This window comes from Acinetobacter pengchengensis, assembly GCF_982235305.1.
In genome coordinates, this window is sequence record NZ_CEVATJ010000001.1 from 333,215 (window position 1) to 352,906 (window position 19,692).

Annotated in this window: 20 protein-coding genes and 5 tRNA genes; 24 read left to right on the forward strand and 1 reads right to left on the reverse strand. The window is 42.3% G+C overall.

The window, feature by feature from the left end; all coding sequences use genetic code 11:
* Nucleotides 1-12: 12 nt before the first annotated feature.
* Nucleotides 13-1,443, reverse strand: a complete 1,431-nt coding sequence (gene argH, locus AC0T5Z_RS01605) for an argininosuccinate lyase (RefSeq protein ID WP_171458207.1) — start codon at nucleotides 1,441-1,443, stop codon at nucleotides 13-15.
* Here argH and AC0T5Z_RS01610 point away from each other — a divergent pair.
* The 24 genes from AC0T5Z_RS01610 (at nucleotide 1,434) to rplA (ending at nucleotide 19,635) form a co-directional block, all read left to right on the forward strand.
* Nucleotides 1,434-2,588 (forward strand): sensor histidine kinase, encoded by a 1,155-nt coding sequence (locus AC0T5Z_RS01610; RefSeq protein ID WP_435337138.1) that lies wholly within the window; start codon nucleotides 1,434-1,436, stop codon nucleotides 2,586-2,588. The two genes, argH and AC0T5Z_RS01610, sit on opposite strands and share 10 nt — an antisense overlap.
* A gap of 68 nt (nucleotides 2,589-2,656) precedes the next feature.
* Complete coding sequence (locus AC0T5Z_RS01615) at nucleotides 2,657-3,397, forward strand: LytR/AlgR family response regulator transcription factor (protein ID WP_435337139.1); 741 nt, start codon at nucleotides 2,657-2,659, stop codon at nucleotides 3,395-3,397.
* Between the two features lie 122 nt (nucleotides 3,398-3,519).
* A complete protein-coding gene (hemC, locus tag AC0T5Z_RS01620) occupies nucleotides 3,520-4,440 on the forward strand; it encodes a hydroxymethylbilane synthase (RefSeq protein WP_435337145.1) in 921 nt (306 codons plus the stop codon).
* Between the two features lie 21 nt (nucleotides 4,441-4,461).
* Complete coding sequence (locus AC0T5Z_RS01625) at nucleotides 4,462-5,241, forward strand: uroporphyrinogen-III synthase (RefSeq protein ID WP_435337140.1); 780 nt, start codon at nucleotides 4,462-4,464, stop codon at nucleotides 5,239-5,241.
* Complete coding sequence (locus tag AC0T5Z_RS01630) at nucleotides 5,238-6,074, forward strand: hypothetical protein (RefSeq protein WP_291337791.1); 837 nt, start codon at nucleotides 5,238-5,240, stop codon at nucleotides 6,072-6,074. The genes AC0T5Z_RS01625 and AC0T5Z_RS01630 overlap by 4 nt, the downstream gene beginning before the upstream one ends.
* Nucleotides 6,075-7,268, forward strand: a complete 1,194-nt coding sequence (locus AC0T5Z_RS01635; RefSeq protein WP_435337141.1) for a heme biosynthesis protein HemY — start codon at nucleotides 6,075-6,077, stop codon at nucleotides 7,266-7,268.
* A 9-nt stretch (nucleotides 7,269-7,277) separates the two neighbouring features.
* The gene (locus AC0T5Z_RS01640) at nucleotides 7,278-7,709 is read left to right on the forward strand and encodes an acyl-CoA thioesterase (protein ID WP_291337787.1); all 432 of its coding nucleotides are present in this window, start codon (nucleotides 7,278-7,280) and stop codon (nucleotides 7,707-7,709) included.
* A 144-nt stretch (nucleotides 7,710-7,853) separates the two neighbouring features.
* Nucleotides 7,854-8,180, forward strand: coding sequence for an H-NS histone family protein (locus tag AC0T5Z_RS01645; protein WP_180112339.1), 327 nt, complete (start codon nucleotides 7,854-7,856; stop codon nucleotides 8,178-8,180).
* Nucleotides 8,181-8,341: 161 nt separating this feature from the next.
* Nucleotides 8,342-9,082, forward strand: coding sequence for a type II secretion system protein N (gene gspN, locus AC0T5Z_RS01650; RefSeq protein ID WP_291337781.1), 741 nt, complete (start codon nucleotides 8,342-8,344; stop codon nucleotides 9,080-9,082).
* Nucleotides 9,082-9,921 carry a type II secretion system protein N gene (locus tag AC0T5Z_RS01655; protein WP_291337779.1) on the forward strand — a complete coding sequence of 280 codons (840 nt, stop codon included), beginning with the start codon at nucleotides 9,082-9,084 and terminating at the stop codon, nucleotides 9,919-9,921. The genes gspN and AC0T5Z_RS01655 overlap by 1 nt, the downstream gene beginning before the upstream one ends.
* 60 nt (nucleotides 9,922-9,981) lie before the next feature.
* Nucleotides 9,982-12,237 carry a type II secretion system secretin GspD gene (gspD, locus tag AC0T5Z_RS01660; protein WP_435337142.1) on the forward strand — a complete coding sequence of 752 codons (2,256 nt, stop codon included), beginning with the start codon at nucleotides 9,982-9,984 and terminating at the stop codon, nucleotides 12,235-12,237.
* Nucleotides 12,238-12,306: 69 nt separating this feature from the next.
* Entirely contained in the window at nucleotides 12,307-12,957 is a 651-nt protein-coding gene (locus tag AC0T5Z_RS01665; RefSeq protein ID WP_291337774.1) for an FHA domain-containing protein, read from the forward strand.
* Between the two features lie 61 nt (nucleotides 12,958-13,018).
* Nucleotides 13,019-13,690, forward strand: a complete 672-nt coding sequence (locus AC0T5Z_RS01670) for a phosphoglycolate phosphatase (RefSeq protein WP_435337143.1) — start codon at nucleotides 13,019-13,021, stop codon at nucleotides 13,688-13,690.
* 173 nt (nucleotides 13,691-13,863) lie between these two features.
* Nucleotides 13,864-15,357: an anthranilate synthase component I gene (trpE, locus tag AC0T5Z_RS01675; protein ID WP_435337144.1), complete on the forward strand. Its 1,494-nt coding sequence runs from the start codon at nucleotides 13,864-13,866 to the stop codon at nucleotides 15,355-15,357.
* Between the two features lie 98 nt (nucleotides 15,358-15,455).
* Nucleotides 15,456-15,531, forward strand: a tRNA-Thr gene (locus AC0T5Z_RS01680).
* Between the two features lie 55 nt (nucleotides 15,532-15,586).
* Nucleotides 15,587-15,670: transfer RNA gene (locus AC0T5Z_RS01685), tRNA-Tyr, on the forward strand.
* Nucleotides 15,671-15,706: 36 nt separating this feature from the next.
* Nucleotides 15,707-15,782 (forward strand) — tRNA-Gly (locus AC0T5Z_RS01690).
* Between the two features lie 14 nt (nucleotides 15,783-15,796).
* A tRNA-Thr gene (locus AC0T5Z_RS01695) sits at nucleotides 15,797-15,871 on the forward strand.
* Between the two features lie 148 nt (nucleotides 15,872-16,019).
* The gene (tuf, locus tag AC0T5Z_RS01700; protein WP_446892500.1) at nucleotides 16,020-17,210 is read left to right on the forward strand and encodes an elongation factor Tu; all 1,191 of its coding nucleotides are present in this window, start codon (nucleotides 16,020-16,022) and stop codon (nucleotides 17,208-17,210) included.
* Nucleotides 17,211-17,261: 51 nt separating this feature from the next.
* A tRNA-Trp gene (locus tag AC0T5Z_RS01705) sits at nucleotides 17,262-17,337 on the forward strand.
* Between the two features lie 72 nt (nucleotides 17,338-17,409).
* Nucleotides 17,410-17,850 carry a preprotein translocase subunit SecE gene (secE, locus tag AC0T5Z_RS01710; protein WP_435336738.1) on the forward strand — a complete coding sequence of 147 codons (441 nt, stop codon included), beginning with the start codon at nucleotides 17,410-17,412 and terminating at the stop codon, nucleotides 17,848-17,850.
* Nucleotides 17,851-17,857: 7 nt separating this feature from the next.
* Nucleotides 17,858-18,391, forward strand: a complete 534-nt coding sequence (gene nusG / locus AC0T5Z_RS01715; RefSeq protein WP_435336737.1) for a transcription termination/antitermination protein NusG — start codon at nucleotides 17,858-17,860, stop codon at nucleotides 18,389-18,391.
* A gap of 116 nt (nucleotides 18,392-18,507) precedes the next feature.
* The gene (gene rplK, locus AC0T5Z_RS01720) at nucleotides 18,508-18,936 is read left to right on the forward strand and encodes a 50S ribosomal protein L11 (RefSeq protein WP_004975771.1); all 429 of its coding nucleotides are present in this window, start codon (nucleotides 18,508-18,510) and stop codon (nucleotides 18,934-18,936) included.
* A 3-nt stretch (nucleotides 18,937-18,939) separates the two neighbouring features.
* A complete protein-coding gene (gene rplA / locus AC0T5Z_RS01725) occupies nucleotides 18,940-19,635 on the forward strand; it encodes a 50S ribosomal protein L1 (RefSeq protein WP_435336736.1) in 696 nt (231 codons plus the stop codon).
* Nucleotides 19,636-19,692: the final 57 nt, after the last annotated feature.

Sequence of the window (19,692 nt, forward strand, 5' to 3'; positions counted from 1 at the left end):
CTCACTTCCTGATTATGCGTAAAGTTGAGCAAGACGTGTTTGGGCACGTTCAATTGCCGCTGCAACTTGTGCAGGCGCCGTACCACCAATATGATCGCGTGCATTTACAGAGGCTTCAAGGGTTAGTGCTTTTTCAAATACATCGGCTTGAATCAAATCTGAGAATTGCTGTAATTGTTCTAGGCTAAGTTCAGACAAATCTTTGCCTTCTTGTACGCCCAATGCTACGGCTTTACCTACAATTTCATGTGCATCGCGGAATGCCACGCCATTTTTTACCAAGTAATCTGCAAGGTCAGTTGCCGTAGAGAAACCACGTAATGCAGCTTCACGCATTTCTGCAATATTGGGCACCAAAGCAGGAATCATATCGGCAAATGCCATGAGCGAGCCGCGTACGGTATCAATTGCATCAAACAAAGGTTCTTTGTCTTCTTGGTTGTCTTTGTTGTAGGCAAGCGGTTGACCTTTCATTAGGGTCAACAGGCTCATTAAATCACCATAAACACGACCTGTTTTACCACGTACCAATTCAGGTACGTCTGGGTTTTTCTTCTGCGGCATAATGGACGAGCCAGTACAGAAACGGTCTGGAATATTCACAAATTTAAACTGTGCCGATGTCCATAAAATTAGTTCTTCAGACATGCGCGATAAGTGCATCATAATTAAAGATGCAGCGGCATTAAACTCAATTCCGAAATCACGGTCTGATACGGCATCTAGCGAGTTTTCAGATACAGCTTCAAAGCCCAATAATTCTGCGGTAAAAGCACGGTCAATTGGGTAAGTAGTACCTGCCAAAGCAGCAGAACCTAAAGGCATGCGATTAACACGTTTGCGGCAGTCAATTAAACGCTCAGAGTCTCGTACCAGCATTTCAAACCACGCCATAAGGTGATGACCAAAAGTCACAGGCTGTGCGGTTTGTAAATGGGTAAAACCAGGCATGATGGTGTGCGTGTTTTTGGCTGCCAAGCTCAAAATACCGTGTTGTAATTTTTTTAATAATTCTAAGATGGCATCAATTTCGTCACGGACATACAAACGAATATCGGTTGCTACTTGGTCATTGCGACTACGACCTGTATGTAATTTTTTACCTGTAATGCCAATACGCTGAGTAAGACGTGATTCGATGTTCATGTGGACATCTTCAAGGTCAATACGCCATTCAAATTGACCTGCTTCAATTTCAGCCTGAATGGTATTTAAACCTTGAATAATATCGTCACGCTCTTCAGTTGTAAGTACGCCTACTTTGGCAAGCATCGTCGCATGCGCAATTGAGCCAGCAATATCTTGTTTATAAAAGCGTTGGTCAAATTGAACAGATGCTGTAAATTCAGCAACAAAAGCATCAGTCGCTTCAGAGAAACGACCGCCCCACATACCCGAAGTTTGGGCTTGTGACGGATTTGAGGAATTAGAAGATGTGGTCATATCGGCTCAATAAAGTAAAAAGCGGTGATTTGGACAAGAGTATAACAAATTCAGATTCACTTGCCGAAGAACAAGCCAATCAAACTTATGCTGATACGCAGGCAGAACAACATGAGATGTATTTTTTTACGAAAATAGGACGTTGGCAATATCTAATTGAATTATTTATTGGCAGTAATGCCTTGGCGATGGTCTTGGCATTGGCTGAGGCACAAGGTTGGCACGGCTTAAGTTTTGCTCGGGTGCTGCAATACGTGCTCTATATCAATTGGGTGGTGTTGTGTTTTACTGCCTTGGTAGAGTTTTTTCAGGCGCGTTTTTTACGTATGGGCTTGAGCTTATCTTTTTTGGTCAGTTTTTTGCTGCTGCAAGGCATCGTATTGCTGACCACACTCAGTTTAAATACCTTGTTGCATTTTGGGCAAAACTTTCATCTACAACAATTTGGTATAGATGATCTGTTACATGGCGTTGGACTGCATTTGAGTTATGGCGTGTTATTGGGCGCATTTTGCTTTCGTTATATTTATGTGCGTGAACAGGCGATTCAGCAACGGCATAGTGAATTACAAGCGCGGGTACATGCCATGCAGGCGCGTATTCATCCACATTTTCTGTTTAATAGTTTAAATAATGTGATTAGTCTCATTGCCATAGATCCCGATAAGGCCGAGCAAATGTTGCTCAATTTGTCGCGTTTATTTCGTGCCAGTTTCCAAGAATTAAAACTGGTTAGCCTGAAAGATGAGATCGAACTTTGCCAGCGATATTTAGACATTGAACAAATTCGTTTAGGCGAACGCCTGAGCGTAGAGTGGAAAATTGAACAACCGCAACTGCTCAGTCAGGTACAAATTCCCTTATTAACTTTACAACCCTTATTAGAAAATAGTATTTTTCATGGAGTTGAAAAAGTTTTAGCAAAGAGTAATATAAGTATATTGATTGAAATATTGCAGAACCAAGTCAATATTGTCATTACAAATCCGTATGTCAGCGATAAAATAAATTTAAAACAAGGACACGGTATTGCACTACAAAACGTGAAGCAGCGTTTACAGGCTTATTATGGACGTAGTGTCGCTTTTCAAAGTTATGCGGGGAAAGGTATGTACACCACGGTTTTGCAATATCGCTATAAATAAAAACATGTAATTGTTCTGATTTTTCTTAACTTGATAAAAATAAAGTATTCAAATGAAAAGGAGGGGAAATGGACATCCTAATTTGTGATGATGAGCCTCTAGCAAGAGAGCGATTATCACGTTTGGTCACTCAATTGGGGCATCATGTAGTGGCAACGGCAGCTCATGGGCAACAGGCGATTGAACTGGCAGATGAACATCAGCCGGATGTCATATTACTAGATATTCAAATGCCGGGAATGGATGGTTTAAGTTGCGCTCAACATTTGCGTGAGCTTGACCCAATGCCAGCCATTGTGTTTTGTACCGCCTACGATAGACATGCACTCGAGGCATTTAAGTCCCATGCGGAAGGCTATTTGTTGAAACCTATTATGCAACAGGAATTGCAACAGGTTTTAGATCATTTAACAAAACTCACGCAAGCGCAGATGAGTCATTTAAAACAAAAAGAAAATATGGACGAATTTAAAATAAAACGTCACCAAATTGCTGCGAAAACTTATCGTGGTGTAGAGTTGGTGCCTATAGAAAATATCTATTATTTTTTAGCCGATCAGAAATATGTTACGGTGCGTCATAAAAATGGCAGTATCTTGATTGATGAAACGCTGAAAGATTTAGAAAGCGAATTTGGTGATCAATTTATTCGGATTCACCGAAATGCTTTGGTCTCGATTCAGTTTTTGGAGGGGCTAGAAGTGGTCAATTCAGGACAGTATCAGGTGCGTTGCCGCGAGCTAAATGAGCGTTTGGCTGTTAGCCGAAGACATTTACCTTTATTACGAGAACGCATCCAAAAACTCTAGTTGGTCAGTCTCATCGCAGATGAATACGCAACAGATTGATAAATCGGCAAAGAAATAGACTTGCATTTTTAGGGGATCAGGTTAAGTTTAGATGAACTTATTTATCTTGCTTAGCCATTATGATGAAAACCCTGAAAATTGCTACTCGACAAAGCCCACTTGCGTTATGGCAGGCTGAACACATTCGTGCCCGCTTAGAGGCGATGCATGCCGATTTAACTGTTGAGTTGGTGACTTTTGTTACACAGGGCGATAAAATTTTAGATACCCCACTGGCAAAAATTGGGGGGAAAGGCTTATTTGTCAAAGAATTAGAAGCTGCATTAATGGATGGGCGTGCCGATTTAGCCGTACACTCCATGAAAGATGTACCCATGGCATTGCCTGAAGGTCTGAGCTTGGCGGTCATTTGTGAGCGAGAGGATCCGCTCGATGCCTTTGTATCGAATCATTATGCCAGTTTTGCAGATTTACCACAGGGCGCTAAAGTCGGAACCTCAAGCTTGCGCCGCAAATGTCAAATTTTAAAAGCACGTCCAGATTTAGAGATTATTGATTTACGTGGCAATGTGGGCACGCGCCTGTCTAAGCTAGATGATGGTCAGTATGATGCAATTATTTTAGCCAGCGCAGGATTAAAACGTTTGGGCTTGGCAGAGCGTATTCGCCATACCATTCAGCCTGCGGTGAGCTTACCTGCAGTGGGGCAAGGAGCTTTGGGGCTGGAATGTCGTAGCCAAGATCAGGCGGTGCTGGATTTGATTTTGCCGTTAATGCATGCCGAAACCAATATGTGTGTACGTGCCGAACGTGCTTTTAATGCTTACTTAGAAGGCGGTTGTCAGGTACCCATTGCAGGCTATGCAACTTTGCAGAATGGTCAATTGCAAATTGAGGGTCGTGTTGGCAGTGTCGATGGGAAAACCATTCTTAAAGCTGTGCAATATGGTGTGCCTGAGCAGGCTGAAATGTTAGGTGAAGAATTGGCAAAAGCTTTATTGGCACAAGGTGCGGGTGAATTACTTAAAGCCCTGTATCAATAGTCCATATTGCGCCAGAAGCCCATGCTATTCATTAATACCCGACCTCAAGATCGTGCAGAGGCCTTAACTCAGGCTTTGCAACAACAGCATATTGAGGTCATTGACTTGCCCTTGTTGCAGCTTTCTGCACAGCCGTGGTCAGAGCCACTGGCTAATTTATACACCCAGTTGCCACACACACATATTATTGTGGTGGTCAGTCCTACTGCTGTCGATATTGGGATGGAATATTTAGCCCAAAGCCAAATATCCTTGCAGGATTTGCAACATATACGTTGGGTGGCTGTGGGTGAGAAAACTGCAGAAGTTTTACGCGGATATGGTGTTCATAGCGAAGTTCCGCAGGTTGAAACTTCCGAAGGGATGTTGAGTTTGCCGTATTTGCAAAATTTAAAAGTCGGCACACAAATTGCCTTTTGGCGTGGTGAAGGTGGTCGGCAATTTATGATGCAAACGCTGCTTGATCAAGGGATGCATGTACATAATTTTGTGTTATATAGGCGGGAATGTCCAGCCAGTTCTATTGAAAAAATGCTGGCAGTACGCGCACGTTTAATACAATCTTCAGAATTTATCATGATGATTAGCAGTGAAGCCAGTTGGTTAAACTGGCTGAGCTTGATTCAGCAGGATTTTGATTTACTGAACAAAGGTTATTATTGGGTATTGGGTGATCGTTTAGAGAAAATTTTGCTCGATTATCAAACGCAACATCATACAAAATATAAAGTATTGAAGTTGACCCATTTAAAAACAGAATTAATATTGCAGCAAATGATGCGCATGCAAGGAAAGCTATGAAAAAACTGGTTGTGATCGTGGTGTTGATTGCTTTGATCTGGATCGTCAAATTAAGTTTTGATGTGATGCAAATTTCGGCGCAACAACAGCAACTCAGTCAAAGTTTGCATCTTGTAGAAAAAACCAATGCCAATTTAAATGATCAATTGGTGGCTTTACAACGCCGTAATTATACCCAAGATGCAGCAGAACAGTCCGCAGTATCCAGCGCTGTACCGCAAGAAGATGCTATTCAACCAATGGAGATGGTAGCGCGGCAATTGGACTTGGTGGAATTTTCCTTACAGCAACAGCAATTTCACTATGCAACCGAAATGCTGGAAAATTTAGACCGTGAGTTAAACGAATATGCTTTAGCGCCAGCTTTGAAACAAAGTTTGCATCAAGTTATTCAGCAAGATCAGAAACAAATTCAACAATTTATAACAACACGCGATGCACAATATCAACAAGTGAGTCAGTTGTTGCAACAGTTAGATCAACAATTAAAACAGCAAGTTCAACAACCTGAGATGAACCCTGCTGATGTCGATGATCGTTATTTTTGGCAAAAATGGCTGAGTATTGAATCAGCCAAGCAACCTGCAACACAGTTGATGCAGCGCCAGATTATTTTAAAAGAGGCACAATTGCGTCTATTGCTTGCTCGACAAGTATTTATGCAAGGCCAATACGTGCAATATCAACAAGAAGTGAATGACATTATTCAGTTATTACAACAATTGCCTGATCAGAAAGCACAGCAATTGGTTCAGCAATTAGAAAAAATTAAAAACTTAAATATCGTTCCAGCGCCAAGTTTAAAAACGCGTGCTTTATTGGGAGCGGTATAAATGAAACAGATTTTACTCGCCTATGTGGTGGTCAGTATTGTACTGATTGCTTTGCTGAGCGTACTGAGTTATGGGTATGGTTCAGGCTATGTTTATGTGTATTGGCGCGAATGGCAATTGCAAACCAATATTTGGTTGTTGTTGTTCTTTTTCTTGTCGATCAGTGTTTCGCTACAAATTTTATGGTTGTTGTTAAAGCGCTATTTTAGCCGTGAGCAGCGTAAGGTTGAAACAGTATTTAACTTTAAAAATCTGCATCCTTATGAGCAATTGGCGGTCATTTGGTTGCTAGATGCTGCTGAAGATCAACACCAGTTTATTCGACAGGTCTTTGCTCAGTCGGGTTTGCTCAAAGGGGTGATGGAAGCACGTATGTACTCCATTCAACAGCAATATCCGCAAGCGTTGGATGCATTAAATCAAAGCAGTGCTATGGCATTTGAATTGGCAGAAATACAGCGTATTGAAATTTATTTAGCGCAGCAGCAACCTGAACAAGCTTTGACACATTTAGAGTTTCTGAATCAGCAAGAATTATCGCCGTGGTTATTTAAAGTCAAAACGGCTTATCAAAAGCGTTTAGTTGCTTTGTGGGGTGAGTTTGCCACGAAATATCCTTGGCATTATTTACGTTCGACCAAATACGGGCATTTAGATGCAGACACCAAACAAAAGTGGCTGACCGAGTTGTTAACACAATTTGAGCAGGCCGATGCAGAAAATTTACAGGCCTTGCAGCAGCGTTATTGCGATTTGGGGGAACAGATTTTCAGTCAGCCTTATGCCATTCAGGTGTTGTGGTTGAAGTTGTTATCGCGTTTGCCTGATTTAGCCGCACAACATGAACGTCTTGCGGTACATATGTTGAGTGAACAGTTTAATCAGGAAGTGTTTTATTTATGGTTTCAACATCAGTTGTTAAAACAGCAACCCGATTATGCAAAAATTGAACAGCAAATAAATTTGTGGGAACATAAATATCCTGTATTACCTGTATTTAGTTTTGCTAAATGGCATATTTTTATGGCAACAGCACGTTATTCAGAAGCCGAACAATTACTGGATTTATATCCCGAACACGTATTAATGAGTTATTTAAGAGTTAAATCTAATTTAAAAGATCAGCCTGAATTATTGAAACAGTTAAATTTAATCTTTGAAAATAATTCTAATTTTGTCGAAATTAAAATTTAAAGGTGAGTTGTGTTAACACTAGCAGATTATCCAATTGTTTTTGAGCAGCGTGTCGCATGGGGAGATATGGATGCTTTTGGGCATGTCAATAATGTGATCTATTACCGTTATATTGAAAATGCGCGTTTATATTATTTGGACCATTTAAAAATTTTACAGCAAGATGTTTTGACTGTGATTGCCTCAAATCAGTGCAAATATATACGTCCTGTGGTTTATCCTGATATTTTAAAAATTGGCGTTCGGGTAGAAGAGTTGCGTAATAGTGCCATGCGTATGCATTATTTAATTTACAGTGAAGTACAGCAAATGGTGGTGGCAGAGGCAGATGCAGTGATTGTATGTGTGGATTGCGTCAATATGCAAAAAACCTTAATCCCTGAAAATGTGCGCGTGGGTATTCATAAAATAGAAAAAACCGTACAGCATATTCTTGATTAAATCTTAATAATCAGTTCATAATATGTCCCACTGTTATTTATATGTAGAGTAGTAGGGTTTTTATTGACGCTTCAGTTTGATAAAAATAGAATGAATCTGCTTAATTTAATAACTGAATATAAAAAGCATAGTTTTGGAGTAAGTATGATGCCTGATATTAGTAATTTGTCTGTAGAACAGTTAAAGCATTTACAAGCGGAAGCGGAAGCATTAATTGCAACGAAAAAAGATCAAGCTATTGAAGATGCCTATAATCAAATTTTAGCGATTGCAGACAATTTGGGTTTAAGCATTGAGCAGATTTTGGAAGTTGGCGAAAGCAAGCGTAAGAAAAGCCCGCGTAAAACTGTAGCGCCACGTTATCGTAGCAAAACAAACCCTACAGATACTTGGACTGGTCGTGGTAAAAAACCACGCTGGTTAGTCGCTGAATTAGAAAAAGGCGCAAAACTTGAAGATTTTCTAATCTAAGCTTCATCAATTTGTCATTGATTTGACTTAGAGTTCAAAAACCAAGCAATACAGCTTGGTTTTTTTATCGGTATCAATTGGCGATGCCGAAAAAGTGTGCATAATGTGTGAGTGTTATAAAAGTCATTCATAGAAAAATTAGTAAGGTTGGTCGTGGTGGCATGATAAAGAAACCCAAATACATCACGTGGTGGATTTTCGCCCTCATTGCATTTTTGTTTTTTGTGTTGTTACAAATTCCAGCAGCGTGGTTAATTTCAAAATTTTATAAAAACAATCAGACCTTACATAATGTGAGTGGTAATATTTGGAAAGGACAAGCCGATTGGCATAAAGGACAGTTACGTGGCTCTTTAAGTTGGAATACACGTCCTTTAGATTTAGTTTTATTGCGTGTCGCTGCCGATGTTGAAGTGCATAGTGGCAATACTAAACTCGAAGGCATTGTTGGCTATCGTTTTGGCAGTGTCTTGGTGCAATCCTTAGATGGGCAAGTTGCGCCAGAAACCTTAAAAAGTATTGTAGACTGGCAGTGGCCAAGTAATGCTATTCAACTTAAAGACATTCATTTGAATTTTAAAAAACAACAAGGCTTCACTAAAAGCAAAGGACAATTGCAGTGGGCGGGTGGGGAATTGCTGTATCGTTTTGCTCAACGCCAAGACCGTATGAGTATCCCTGCGTTAAAAGGCAGCTTGTCTGATGAAAATGGCAAACTGTTATTTGATATTCGCGATCAACGTGAACAAAAAATGCTGAATATTGCGCTTGATCAAAGCTTGATGCTAGATGTACAACTTACACAACGCTTATTGATGAACATTGCCTCTTATGAGGGCAAAGCGGGCTTAGATACCTATGTAATCAGTACTCGCCAACCTCTATTAAAAGGAGGTTTCTAATGCGTACACTCTCTGAACGATTGGAGAATTTGCACTGGAAGCAGTTTGATCGTGCTGCGCCTGTACTTTTAACTTTTTTGATTTTGTATCTATGTTGGAAACTGGCGAGTTTATTTTGGTGGGTTGTTGCGCCGCCTCAAGTCATGCAAATTGATCGGGTAGAGTTAGGTTCACAGCAACCACAAATCCCGAATATTTCATCCTTTGCATTGTTTCAAGAACTTGGGCACAGCAACACTGTCGATGATCAATTAAATATGACCTTGCAAGGTGTGGTGGTTGGGCAGCCGAGTCAGTTTTCTTCTGCGGTCATTAAAGTGAATGACGTGGCAGAGCGCTACCGTGTTGGCGATGTGATTGATTCGAGTCAGTACCAATTGGCAGAAGTCTATTGGGATCGGGTGATTTTACGTCATAGCAGTGGTGCAACGCGTGAAGTGTTGTTTAAGGGCATCGAAAATGGTTTAAATCAACCTATTTTGCCTTCAATCTTAAGTGGTAATCAAGCTCCTGTAACTACACCTACGCAGTCCATACAACCGAATAACGCCATTGGACAGGCAGTGCAGCGCATACAGGAAGATCGCGAACAATATTTAAAAGAGATGGGTGTTGAGGCAAATACGGGCAATGGTTATGAAGTGACCACACGTACGCCAGCCGCTTTAAGAAATAAATTGGGTTTACAGCCAGGTGACCGTATTTTGTCTTTAAATGGGCAGAGTGTCGGGCAAGGGCAAAACGATGCGCAGTTATTGGAACAAGCGCGTCGTGAAGGTCAAGTGAAATTAGAAATAAAACGTGGTGATCAAGTGATGACCATACAACAAAATTTTTAAATGGATCGGCATCGTAACTACATGCAGAGACATATTTAGGGTTAGGAAACACAGTAGATTATGGCTTTATTGAATTATGAGCGTCCATTTTGGGCATTACTGGCTGCTGCACCGCTTGTTGCAATGGTGAGTACTGCGAGTCATGCGCAAACCTGGAAAATTAATTTACGTGATGCGGACTTAACTGCATTTATTAATGAAGTGGCCGATATTACGGGCAAGAACTTTGCAGTCGATCCGCGTGTGCGTGGCAATGTCACGGTGATTTCCAACAAAGCCTTGAATAAAAATGAAGTCTATGACCTATTTTTAGGGGTGTTGAATGTGAATGGTGTGGTAGCTATTCCATCAGGCAATACCATTCGCCTTGTACCTGACAGTAATGTCAAAAGCTCAGGTATTCCTTATGACAGCCGTCAAAATGCGCGTGGTGACCAAATTGTAACGCGGGTCATTTGGCTGGAAAATACCAATGCCAATGACCTGATTCCTGCCTTGCGTCCGCTCATGCCGCAATTTGCGCATTTGTCTGCTGTCGGGGGTACTAATGCCTTAATCGTGTCAGATCGTGCCAGTAACATTTATCAGTTAGAAAGCATTATCCGTAATCTAGATGGTACGGGGCAAAATGACATTGAAGCGATTAGCCTGCAATCCAGTCAAGCCGAAGAAGTCATTGGCTTGCTTGAGTCGATGAGTTCGACAGGGGCAGCGAAAGATGTTAAAGGTTCGCGTGTGCGTATTGTGGCGGACAACCGTACCAATCGTATTATCATCAAAGGCGATACCGCAACACGTAAACGCATTCGTCAAATGATTGAAATGATGGATGTGCCTGCGGCAGATCGTTTGGGTGGTTTGAAGGTTTTTCGCTTGAAATATGCCAGTGCACAGAATTTAGCAGAAATATTGCAAGGTCTGGTTTCAGGACAGGCGGTGAGCAGCAGCGCTAATGCAAATAGCAGCAGTAACAACAACAGTGCTAGTAATTTAAGCAGCACCAATAACAACACAGGCAATTCATCGACCATTTCTACCCCAAGTATTAATTTGGGTGGCAGCTCGAATAGCAACAATCAAAACAACATCACCAGTTTTAATGGTAATGGCGTCAGTATTATTGCCGATGGTTCGCAAAATGCTTTGGTGGTCAAAGCCGATCCGCAGTTGATGCGTGAAATTGAATCGGCCATTCAGCAACTAGATACCCGTCGTCAACAAGTGTTGATTGAAGCTGCGATTATAGAAGTGGAAGGTACCGATGCCGACCAATTGGGTGTGCAGTGGGCATTGGGCGATTTAAGCAGCGGTATCGGTCTAATTAATTTTGACAATATTGGTGCAAGTTTAAAAAATGTTGCTGCAGGCTATTTAACTGGCGGTGCAGCAGGAGCAGGCAGTGCGATTGGTGCAGGTACATCTTTGGTTTTGGGTGATTATCGCGAAGGTTCTGATGGTTCACGCAAACTTTATGGTGCGATGATTCAGGCCTTGAAAGAAAAAACCAAATCCAATTTATTGTCTACGCCATCTATTGTGACTATGGACAATGAAGAAGCCTATATTGTGGTTGGTGAAAACGTTCCTTTTGTAACAGGTTCATTATCTACCAATGGCGGTGTGGCAAATCCGTATACCACCATTGAGCGTAAAGATGTCGGGGTGACTTTAAAAGTGGTGCCACATATTGGTGAAGGCGGAACACTACGCTTGGAAGTTGAGCAAGAAGTGTCGGATGTCAAAGCCAATAAAGGTCAGGCGCAGGATTTAGTCACCAGTAAACGTGCAATTAAAACTTCGATTTTGGCTGAACATGGGCAAACCATTGTCTTAGGTGGCTTAATTTCGGATAACTCGATTTATAGTCGTCAGGCTGTGCCAGGTTTGGGGGCTATTCCAGGGTTAGGGCGTTTATTCCGCTCAGATGGTCAATCTAATCAAAAACGTAATTTATTAATTTTTATTCACCCAACGATTGTGGGTGATAGTCAGGACATCCGCCGTATTTCGCAGCAGCGTTATAGCCAATTGTATAGTCTTCAATTGGCGATGGATACTGATGGTAGCTTTGCCAAACTGCCTGAAAATGTTAGCGATGTCTATCAGCAGCGTTTGCCTGTCTCTCGCGTTGCGCCGCAAACAGGAACTTATCAAACACTGCCGTCAGCAGTGCCTGCAAACCGTGCAGCAACGGTGGTGAGCACCCCTGTTGTGATTGAACCTGCGGTACAGCGTCAAGGTGTAGTTTTGCCGCAGCAGGAAGTCAGTAAAACTAAAAATACAGTCACCACAACCACAATTCGCGCTACACCTTAATCGTATCCTACGCAGATTGTGGTTAAGGGCATGTTATGATGTCTTCAAATCACACGAGAGAAGTTATTTATGACTTGGAAAATACAAGCAATTAGCGGTGAATTTACTGGCCAAGAAATTAGTATCGACCGTGATATGTTGGTGGGGCGTCATCAAAGTGCAGATTTAGTGCTGCAATCGGCAGAAATTTCACGTAAACATGCGGCTTTTTTACTCAAAGAACAGGTACTGTATGTGCAAGATTTAAATTCTTCCAACGGCACTTTTGTCAATGATTTACGCATTGCCGATGAAACCTTACTTAAAGAAGGTGATATCGTCCAATTTGCCAGCTTAAAGTTTTCAGTATTTGCGCCTGCGGTTGAATTGGAACATGCGGCAGATGTCGCCGAAACTGCTGAAAAAGTCACAGCACAAACAGAAAAAACACCTGCACAGCAAATGAACGAGCAGGGAATGCCTGAATTGAATCAACGTGACAGTTCTGTGCAATTAAACCGTGATGGTATGCCGCAAGGCGTGGCAGTACCAAAACCAGCACCTATTCCAGAAGGTGTGGATATTCATGCAGTTCAAGCAGAGCCAACACCTGTGCCTGTCGAACAGCCTGTTTCTCGTGTGGAGCAAGAGAAAGAACAGCAGAAAAATGCCTCTGTGGGTTTAATTTCACTAATCGTGTTGGTGATTTTAGCTATTTTGGCATGGGTATTGTTTAAATAAGCGACCTTTGCTTTACAATCAAGGCATGCGATCGCATGCCTTTGTTTATTTAGGGGGAAGAATGTCTATTGCACAGCTTGATACGCGTCAAGTCATTTTATTTGATTTAGATGGCACCTTAGTCGACTCCGCGACGGATTTATATCGTGCCATGAACATGAGTTTAAATGCGCTGCAACTGCCTTTGGTAACACTGGAGCAAGTCCGAACTTGGGTGGGTAAGGGAACTGCGGTATTTTGCAATAGTGTCTTATCGCACTTAATGGGTGAAGTTCATCCTGAACAGCAACAACAGCTACTGAACACCTTCTTAGAAATTTATAATGCCGATCCGTGTATCGACACACAACCTTTTCCGGGCATTATTGAATTTTTAGAGTGGGCAAAAGCACAACAAAAAATCTTAGTTTGTGTGACCAATAAACCTGAACAACCAGCTCGCGCCATTGTAGAAGCATTAGAGATGCAACATTATTTTGATGATGTGATTGGTGGAGATCGTTTTGAGGAGCGAAAACCCCATCCGCGTCAATTGCTGCATTGTGTGGAACATTATCAAGTGGAGAAGTCTCAAGTCTTGATGATTGGTGATTCTTCTAATGATGTTGAAGCCGCGCGTCGAGCGGGTATTGATTGTATTGTGGTCAGCTACGGCTATAATCATGGTGAGCCGATTGCCAATTGTCAGCCACAACAAATTGTGGATAATTTAACTGAATTGTTAAATATTTAAGATTCAAAAATCAAATAATTTCACGCGAATTGCTATGCTAATTGCTATAAAGGATATCAAAAATGAGTCAGGCTGTAATGCCCATATTTCGATGGCGACGCTAGTCAATCTACAACCGTCCTTCACTTCGTCTTATCGAAAACATTGCTACATCGAAATATAGAGAGCTTCACATGACCACTCAGCCCCAATTTGAACAACTTAAAGCAGCAGGCTATAACCTCATTCCTGTATATCGTCAGCGTTTGGCTGATACCGAAACTCCTTTGTCGGTATTTGCGCGTTTGAAGCAGCATCAACAAGCTTATTTGTTTGAGTCTGTAGAAGGTGGTGAAAACTGGGCACGTTATTCAATTATTGGTTTGGGTGAATCTACAGTTTTCTCATGCAATGCGGGTGAGTTCACCATTCAGCATGCCGATGGTTCAATCGAAAAACAAACTTGTGCGCAGCCGTTTCAGTATATCCGCGATTTTCAAGCGCAGTTTAAAGTGCCTACGCAAGCCGACTTGCCTGAGTTGCCAAATTTTACAGGCGGTTTGGTTGGTTATTTTGGTTACGATGCGGTACGTTATATCGAACCGCGTTTAAAAAACGTGCCTGCAGCAGATCCAGTCGGTTTGCCTGATATTTGGATGATGTTGTCTAAAACAGTCATCGTGTTTGATAACTTAAAAGATACCTTGTTCTTAATTGTGCATGCCGATGCAGCGCAGGCAGATGCTTATGACAAGGCACAACAACAACTCGATGCACTAGAAGAAATTTTAGCAACCCCGATTAGTCTAAAAGCAGAAAAACATACGCCACCACATTTTGAATCGCTTACAGGCAAAGAAAAATTCTTGGCGACCATTGATACCGTCAAAGAATACATTCGTGCAGGCGATGTTATGCAAGTGGTGCCTGGACATCGCATGGTGTCAGATTTCGATGGTGAGCCGTTACAGGTTTATCGTGCTTTGCGCCATCTCAACCCATCGCCGTACTTATTCTTGGTACAAGGCAAAACTTTGGGCGATGATCAGCCGTTTCATATTGTCGGCTCATCACCTGAAATTTTATCGCGTTTGGAAAATGGTATTGCCACTGTGCGTCCTTTAGCAGGTACACGCCCGCGCGGTAAAACCAAAGAAGAAGATTTGGCACTTGAGCAAGATTTGTTGTCGGATGAAAAAGAAATTGCCGAACACTTAATGCTGATTGACTTGGGGCGTAATGATGTCGGGCGTATCGCCAAAATTGGTAAAGTACAAGTCACCGATCAAATGGTGATCGAGCGTTATTCGCATGTCATGCATATTGTGTCCAATGTGCAAGGTGAGGTACGCGATGATGTTGATGCTTTGGATGTTTTTCAGGCAACCTTTCCTGCAGGGACGCTTTCTGGGGCGCCAAAAATTCGTGCCATGGAAATTATTGATGAAGTTGAGCCTGTAAAACGTGGTGTTTTTGGTGGCGCTGTCGGTTATTTAGGCTGGCATGGTGAAATGGATATGTCGATTGCGATTCGTACCTGTGTTATTCGTCACAATAAGGTCTATGTGCAGGCAGGTGCAGGTCTAGTTGCGGACTCAAATCCTGAATCTGAATGGAATGAAACCCAAATAAAAGCTCGTGCAGTGATCAAAGCGGTTGAATTATCATCAAATGGATTGATTTTGTGAGTTTTTAGCGTTTTTTTTAAAAAAAACACTTGCACGGATTTCAAGTTTTGCTAAACTGCACACCGTTCCGATACGAAACGTACGAAACACTAAGAAGCGCCGGCATAGCTCAGTTGGTAGAGCAACTGACTTGTAATCAGTAGGTCCACAGTTCGAATCCGTGTGCCGGCACCATCTTAGAGAGTTTAGATTGTTAAGTAAAGAACAAACACTGAGTAAGTGTGAAAATGGTGGGATTCCCGAGCGGTCAAAGGGAGCAGACTGTAACTCTGCCGCGTAAGCTTCGAAGGTTCGAATCCTTCTCCCACCACCATTAACTTCGATAGAAGTGGTAATTACCAACATAGATGCGGGAGTAGCTCAGTTGGTAGAGCGGCAGCCTTCCAAGCTGCATGTCGCGAGTTCGATCCTCGTCTCCCGCTCCATCGAAGGATTTATCGCTCTTATAGCTCAGTGGTAGAGCACTCCCTTGGTAAGGGAGAGGTCTCGAGTTCAAATCTCGATAAGAGCTCCAGATACAGTTTAGCGATTATTCGCACAAATTTTTTAAAAAGCAGGCTTATTAGTCTGCTTTTCAAGTATTAGGTGTCTAGTTTTTTAGGCGATATGTCGGGGCAGAGTTTTACTCAGCATTGTGTTCGACGTAAACGAGGAAGATGAACATGGCTAAGGCTAAGTTTGAACGTAATAAGCCACACGTTAACGTGGGCACAATCGGTCACGTTGACCATGGTAAAACAACTTTAACAGCTGCAATTGCAACTGTATGTGCAAAAAAATTCGGTGGTGAAGCGAAAGACTACGCTGCAATCGACTCTGCACCAGAAGAAAAAGCACGTGGTATTACAATTAATACTTCTCACGTAGAATACGACTCTCCAACTCGTCACTACGCGCACGTAGACTGCCCAGGCCACGCTGACTATGTTAAAAACATGATCACTGGTGCTGCTCAGATGGATGGTGCGATCCTTGTATGTGCTGCGACTGACGGTCCAATGCCACAAACTCGTGAACACATCCTTCTTTCTCGTCAGGTAGGTGTACCTTACATCGTTGTATTCTTGAATAAATGTGACCTTGTAGACGACGAAGAGCTTCTTGAGCTAGTTGAAATGGAAGTTCGTGAACTTCTTTCTACTTACGACTTCCCAGGTGATGACACTCCAGTTATCCGTGGTTCAGCGCTTCTTGCGCTTAACGGCGACGCTGGTCAATATGGTGAAGCTGCAGTTGAAGCGCTTGTTGAAGCGCTTGACACTTACATCCCAGAGCCAGTACGTGCAATCGACCAAGCATTCTTGATGCCAATCGAAGACGTATTCTCTATTTCTGGTCGTGGTACAGTAGTAACTGGCCGTGTTGAAACTGGTATCGTGAAAGTAGGCGAAGAAGTTGAAATCGTAGGTATCAAAGACACAGTTAAAACAACTGTAACTGGCGTAGAAATGTTCCGTAAATTGCTTGACGAAGGTCGTGCAGGCGAGAACTGTGGTGTTCTTTTACGTGGTACTAAGCGTGAAGACGTACAACGTGGTCAAGTACTTGCTAAGCCAGGTACAATCAAGCCACACACTAAATTCGATGCGGAAGTATACGTACTTTCTAAAGAAGAAGGTGGTCGTCACACTCCATTCCTTAACGGTTACCGTCCACAATTCTATTTCCGTACAACTGACGTAACTGGTGCAATCCAGTTGAAAGAAGGCGTTGAAATGGTAATGCCAGGTGACAACGTTGAAATGTCAGTAGAATTAATCCACCCAATCGCAATGGACGCTGGTTTACGCTTCGCGATCCGTGAAGGTGGTCGTACTGTAGGTGCCGGTGTTGTTGCTAAAGTAACAGCATAATTATAGAATGTGTTGAGCAGGTCGAGAGCTTTGGCTCTCGTTCTGTTTTGTAGGTCAGTAGTTCAATTGGTAGAGCGTCGGTCTCCAAAACCGAATGTTGGGGGTTCGAGTCCCTCCTGACCTGCCATTTTTTTAAAAAAGCTTGATGTCGGCTAATCTAGTCATATAATAAGTCGCGAATTCTACGACGAGTACAAAAATGTCGAATGATAAATCGCGTGACGCATTAAGCGACGCGCCAATCCCTCAAAGAAATAATTCTGCTGAAGTTGTTCAATCGAGTTCTCCATTAGACTATGTGTTGTGGGGTATCGCTTTGATTTTACTCATCGCTTCGATGATGGTGAATCAGCATCTTCCTGCGTATTGGGCACCAGCCAATGATATTTGGGTGCGTGTTGGGGTAATTTTGACTTGTATCGTTGTGGCTTTAGGTTTATTATACGCCACCCATCAAGGCAAAGGCTTTGTTCGTTTGCTTAAAGATTCGCGTATTGAGTTGCGTCGAGTCACTTGGCCTACTAAGCAAGAAACAGTAACCACATCGTGGCAAGTGCTTGTGGTTGTTGTGGTCACCTCAATTGTATTGTGGTGTTTTGACTATCTGTTAGGCTGGGCAATCAAGTTTATTATCGGGTAAAAGAGCTATGAAACGTTGGTACATTATTCATGCCTACTCAGGTTATGAAAAACAAGTGATGCGTTCGCTTAATGATCGAATCCAGCGTAGCGCTGTTGCCGATAGCTTTGGTGAAGTCCTTGTTCCTACCGAAGAAGTGGTAGAAATGAAGGATGGTAAGAAACGTAAGTCAGAGCGTAAGTTCTTTCCAGGCTATGTATTGGTTGAAATGGAAATGAACGATGAAACTTGGCACATTGTTAAAGAATGTCCAAAAGTTTTAGGTTTTATTGGTGGTACAGCAGAAAAGCCTGCCCCAATTACGCAAAAAGAAGCTGACGCGATTCTTGCACGTGTACGCAATACTGGTGAAGCGCCTCGTCCGAAGACGATGTTTGAACCAGGCGAAGAATTACTTGTAATTGATGGTCCATTCACCGACTTTAAAGGCGTGGTGGAAGAAGTTCAATACGAGAAGTCACGTTTAACGTTGACTATTAATGTATTTAATCGACCTACTCAGGTTGAGCTGGAATTCCGTCAAGTCGAAAAAACAGTTTAAATTTGAGTGGTTGGAAAACGCCCGATTTATGATGAATCGGGCATTGTTGTTGTAACGGTATCGTTACTTAAAATATTGGGGAGCCTAGCGGCGTTTGTACCCAGAGGTAATTTGAAATGGCTAAGAAGATTGACGGCTATATCAAGCTGCAAGTCCCAGCTGGTAAAGCGAATCCATCTCCACCTATTGGTCCTGCACTAGGTCAACGTGGTGTTAACATCATGGCATTCTGTAAAGAATTCAATGCTGCTACACAAAAAGTTGAACCAGGTTTGCCAATTCCTGTAGTGATCACTGTGTACAACGACAAGTCGTTCACATTCATCATGAAAACTCCTCCTGCTGCTATTCTTCTTAAGAAAGCTGCAGGCATTCAAAAGGGTTCAGCTGTACCTAACAAAAACAAAGTTGGTAAGTTGACTCGTGCTCAGTTAGAAGAAATCGCGACTACTAAAGAGCCAGATTTAACTGGTGCTGATTTAGAAGCACGTGTGCGTACCATTGCTGGTTCTGCACGTTCTATGGGCTTGGATGTGGAGCTATAAGACATGGCAAAGTTAACTAAGCGTCAAAAAGCTATTGCAGCTGCAGTAGAAGCGAACAAAGTTTACACTTTGGAAGAAGCGGTTGAAGTTCTAAACAACCTTCCTGCTGCTAAATTCAAAGAATCTTTGGATGTTGCGGTAAACCTAGGTGTTGACCCACGTAAATCTGATCAGGTTGTTCGTGGTGCGACTACACTTCCTGCAGGTACTGGTAAAACTGTACGTGTAGCTGTTTTCGCTCAAGGTGTTGCTGCAGAAGCTGCTAAAGCTGAAGGCGCAGACGTAGTTGGTTTCGATGACTTAGCTGAAAGCATTCAAGCGGGTAACCTTGACTTTGACGTTGTGATTGCAGCTCCTGATGCAATGCGCGTTGTCGGTAAGTTGGGTACGATTCTAGGTCCACGTGGCTTAATGCCAAACCCTAAAGTGGGTACTGTAACTCCTGACGTTGCGACTGCAGTTAAAAATGCAAAAGCAGGTCAAGCACGTTACCGTGTAGACAAAGCAGGTATTATCCACGCTGCGATTGGTCAAGTTGGCTTTACTGCTGAAGCGGTTCGTTCAAACGTTGAAACCTTAGTTGCTGACTTGAAAAAGTTAAAACCTGCAACTTCTAAAGGTGTGTACATCAAAAAGATCACTTTGAGCTCTACTATGGGTCCTGGTCTTGTTATTGATGTACAAAACGTTTCTAACTAAGTCTGGCTTAGAAAGAATTTTAAAGTCCTGAGTGAAATTTAAAGCCCTGCTTTAAAT

What these genes read in the sequence shown, in the direction of transcription:
- AC0T5Z_RS01610 (WP_435337138.1), top strand. Translation starts at nt 1,434, where the DNA reads ATGTGGTCATATCGGCTCAATAAAGTAAAAAGCGGTGATTTGGACAAG.
- argH (WP_171458207.1), bottom strand. Translation starts at nt 1,443, where the DNA reads ATGACCACATCTTCTAATTCCTCAAATCCGTCACAAGCCCAAACTTCG.
- AC0T5Z_RS01615 (WP_435337139.1), top strand. Translation starts at nt 2,657, where the DNA reads ATGGACATCCTAATTTGTGATGATGAGCCTCTAGCAAGAGAGCGATTA.
- hemC (WP_435337145.1), top strand. Translation starts at nt 3,520, where the DNA reads ATGAAAACCCTGAAAATTGCTACTCGACAAAGCCCACTTGCGTTATGG.
- AC0T5Z_RS01625 (WP_435337140.1), top strand. Translation starts at nt 4,462, where the DNA reads ATGCTATTCATTAATACCCGACCTCAAGATCGTGCAGAGGCCTTAACT.
- AC0T5Z_RS01630 (WP_291337791.1), top strand. Translation starts at nt 5,238, where the DNA reads ATGAAAAAACTGGTTGTGATCGTGGTGTTGATTGCTTTGATCTGGATC.
- AC0T5Z_RS01635 (WP_435337141.1), top strand. Translation starts at nt 6,075, where the DNA reads ATGAAACAGATTTTACTCGCCTATGTGGTGGTCAGTATTGTACTGATT.
- AC0T5Z_RS01645 (WP_180112339.1), top strand. Translation starts at nt 7,854, where the DNA reads ATGATGCCTGATATTAGTAATTTGTCTGTAGAACAGTTAAAGCATTTA.
- gspN (WP_291337781.1), top strand. Translation starts at nt 8,342, where the DNA reads ATGATAAAGAAACCCAAATACATCACGTGGTGGATTTTCGCCCTCATT.
- AC0T5Z_RS01655 (WP_291337779.1), top strand. Translation starts at nt 9,082, where the DNA reads ATGCGTACACTCTCTGAACGATTGGAGAATTTGCACTGGAAGCAGTTT.
- gspD (WP_435337142.1), top strand. Translation starts at nt 9,982, where the DNA reads ATGGCTTTATTGAATTATGAGCGTCCATTTTGGGCATTACTGGCTGCT.
- AC0T5Z_RS01665 (WP_291337774.1), top strand. Translation starts at nt 12,307, where the DNA reads ATGACTTGGAAAATACAAGCAATTAGCGGTGAATTTACTGGCCAAGAA.
- AC0T5Z_RS01670 (WP_435337143.1), top strand. Translation starts at nt 13,019, where the DNA reads ATGTCTATTGCACAGCTTGATACGCGTCAAGTCATTTTATTTGATTTA.
- trpE (WP_435337144.1), top strand. Translation starts at nt 13,864, where the DNA reads ATGACCACTCAGCCCCAATTTGAACAACTTAAAGCAGCAGGCTATAAC.
- tuf (WP_446892500.1), top strand. Translation starts at nt 16,020, where the DNA reads ATGGCTAAGGCTAAGTTTGAACGTAATAAGCCACACGTTAACGTGGGC.
- secE (WP_435336738.1), top strand. Translation starts at nt 17,410, where the DNA reads ATGTCGAATGATAAATCGCGTGACGCATTAAGCGACGCGCCAATCCCT.
- nusG (WP_435336737.1), top strand. Translation starts at nt 17,858, where the DNA reads ATGAAACGTTGGTACATTATTCATGCCTACTCAGGTTATGAAAAACAA.
- rplK (WP_004975771.1), top strand. Translation starts at nt 18,508, where the DNA reads ATGGCTAAGAAGATTGACGGCTATATCAAGCTGCAAGTCCCAGCTGGT.
- rplA (WP_435336736.1), top strand. Translation starts at nt 18,940, where the DNA reads ATGGCAAAGTTAACTAAGCGTCAAAAAGCTATTGCAGCTGCAGTAGAA.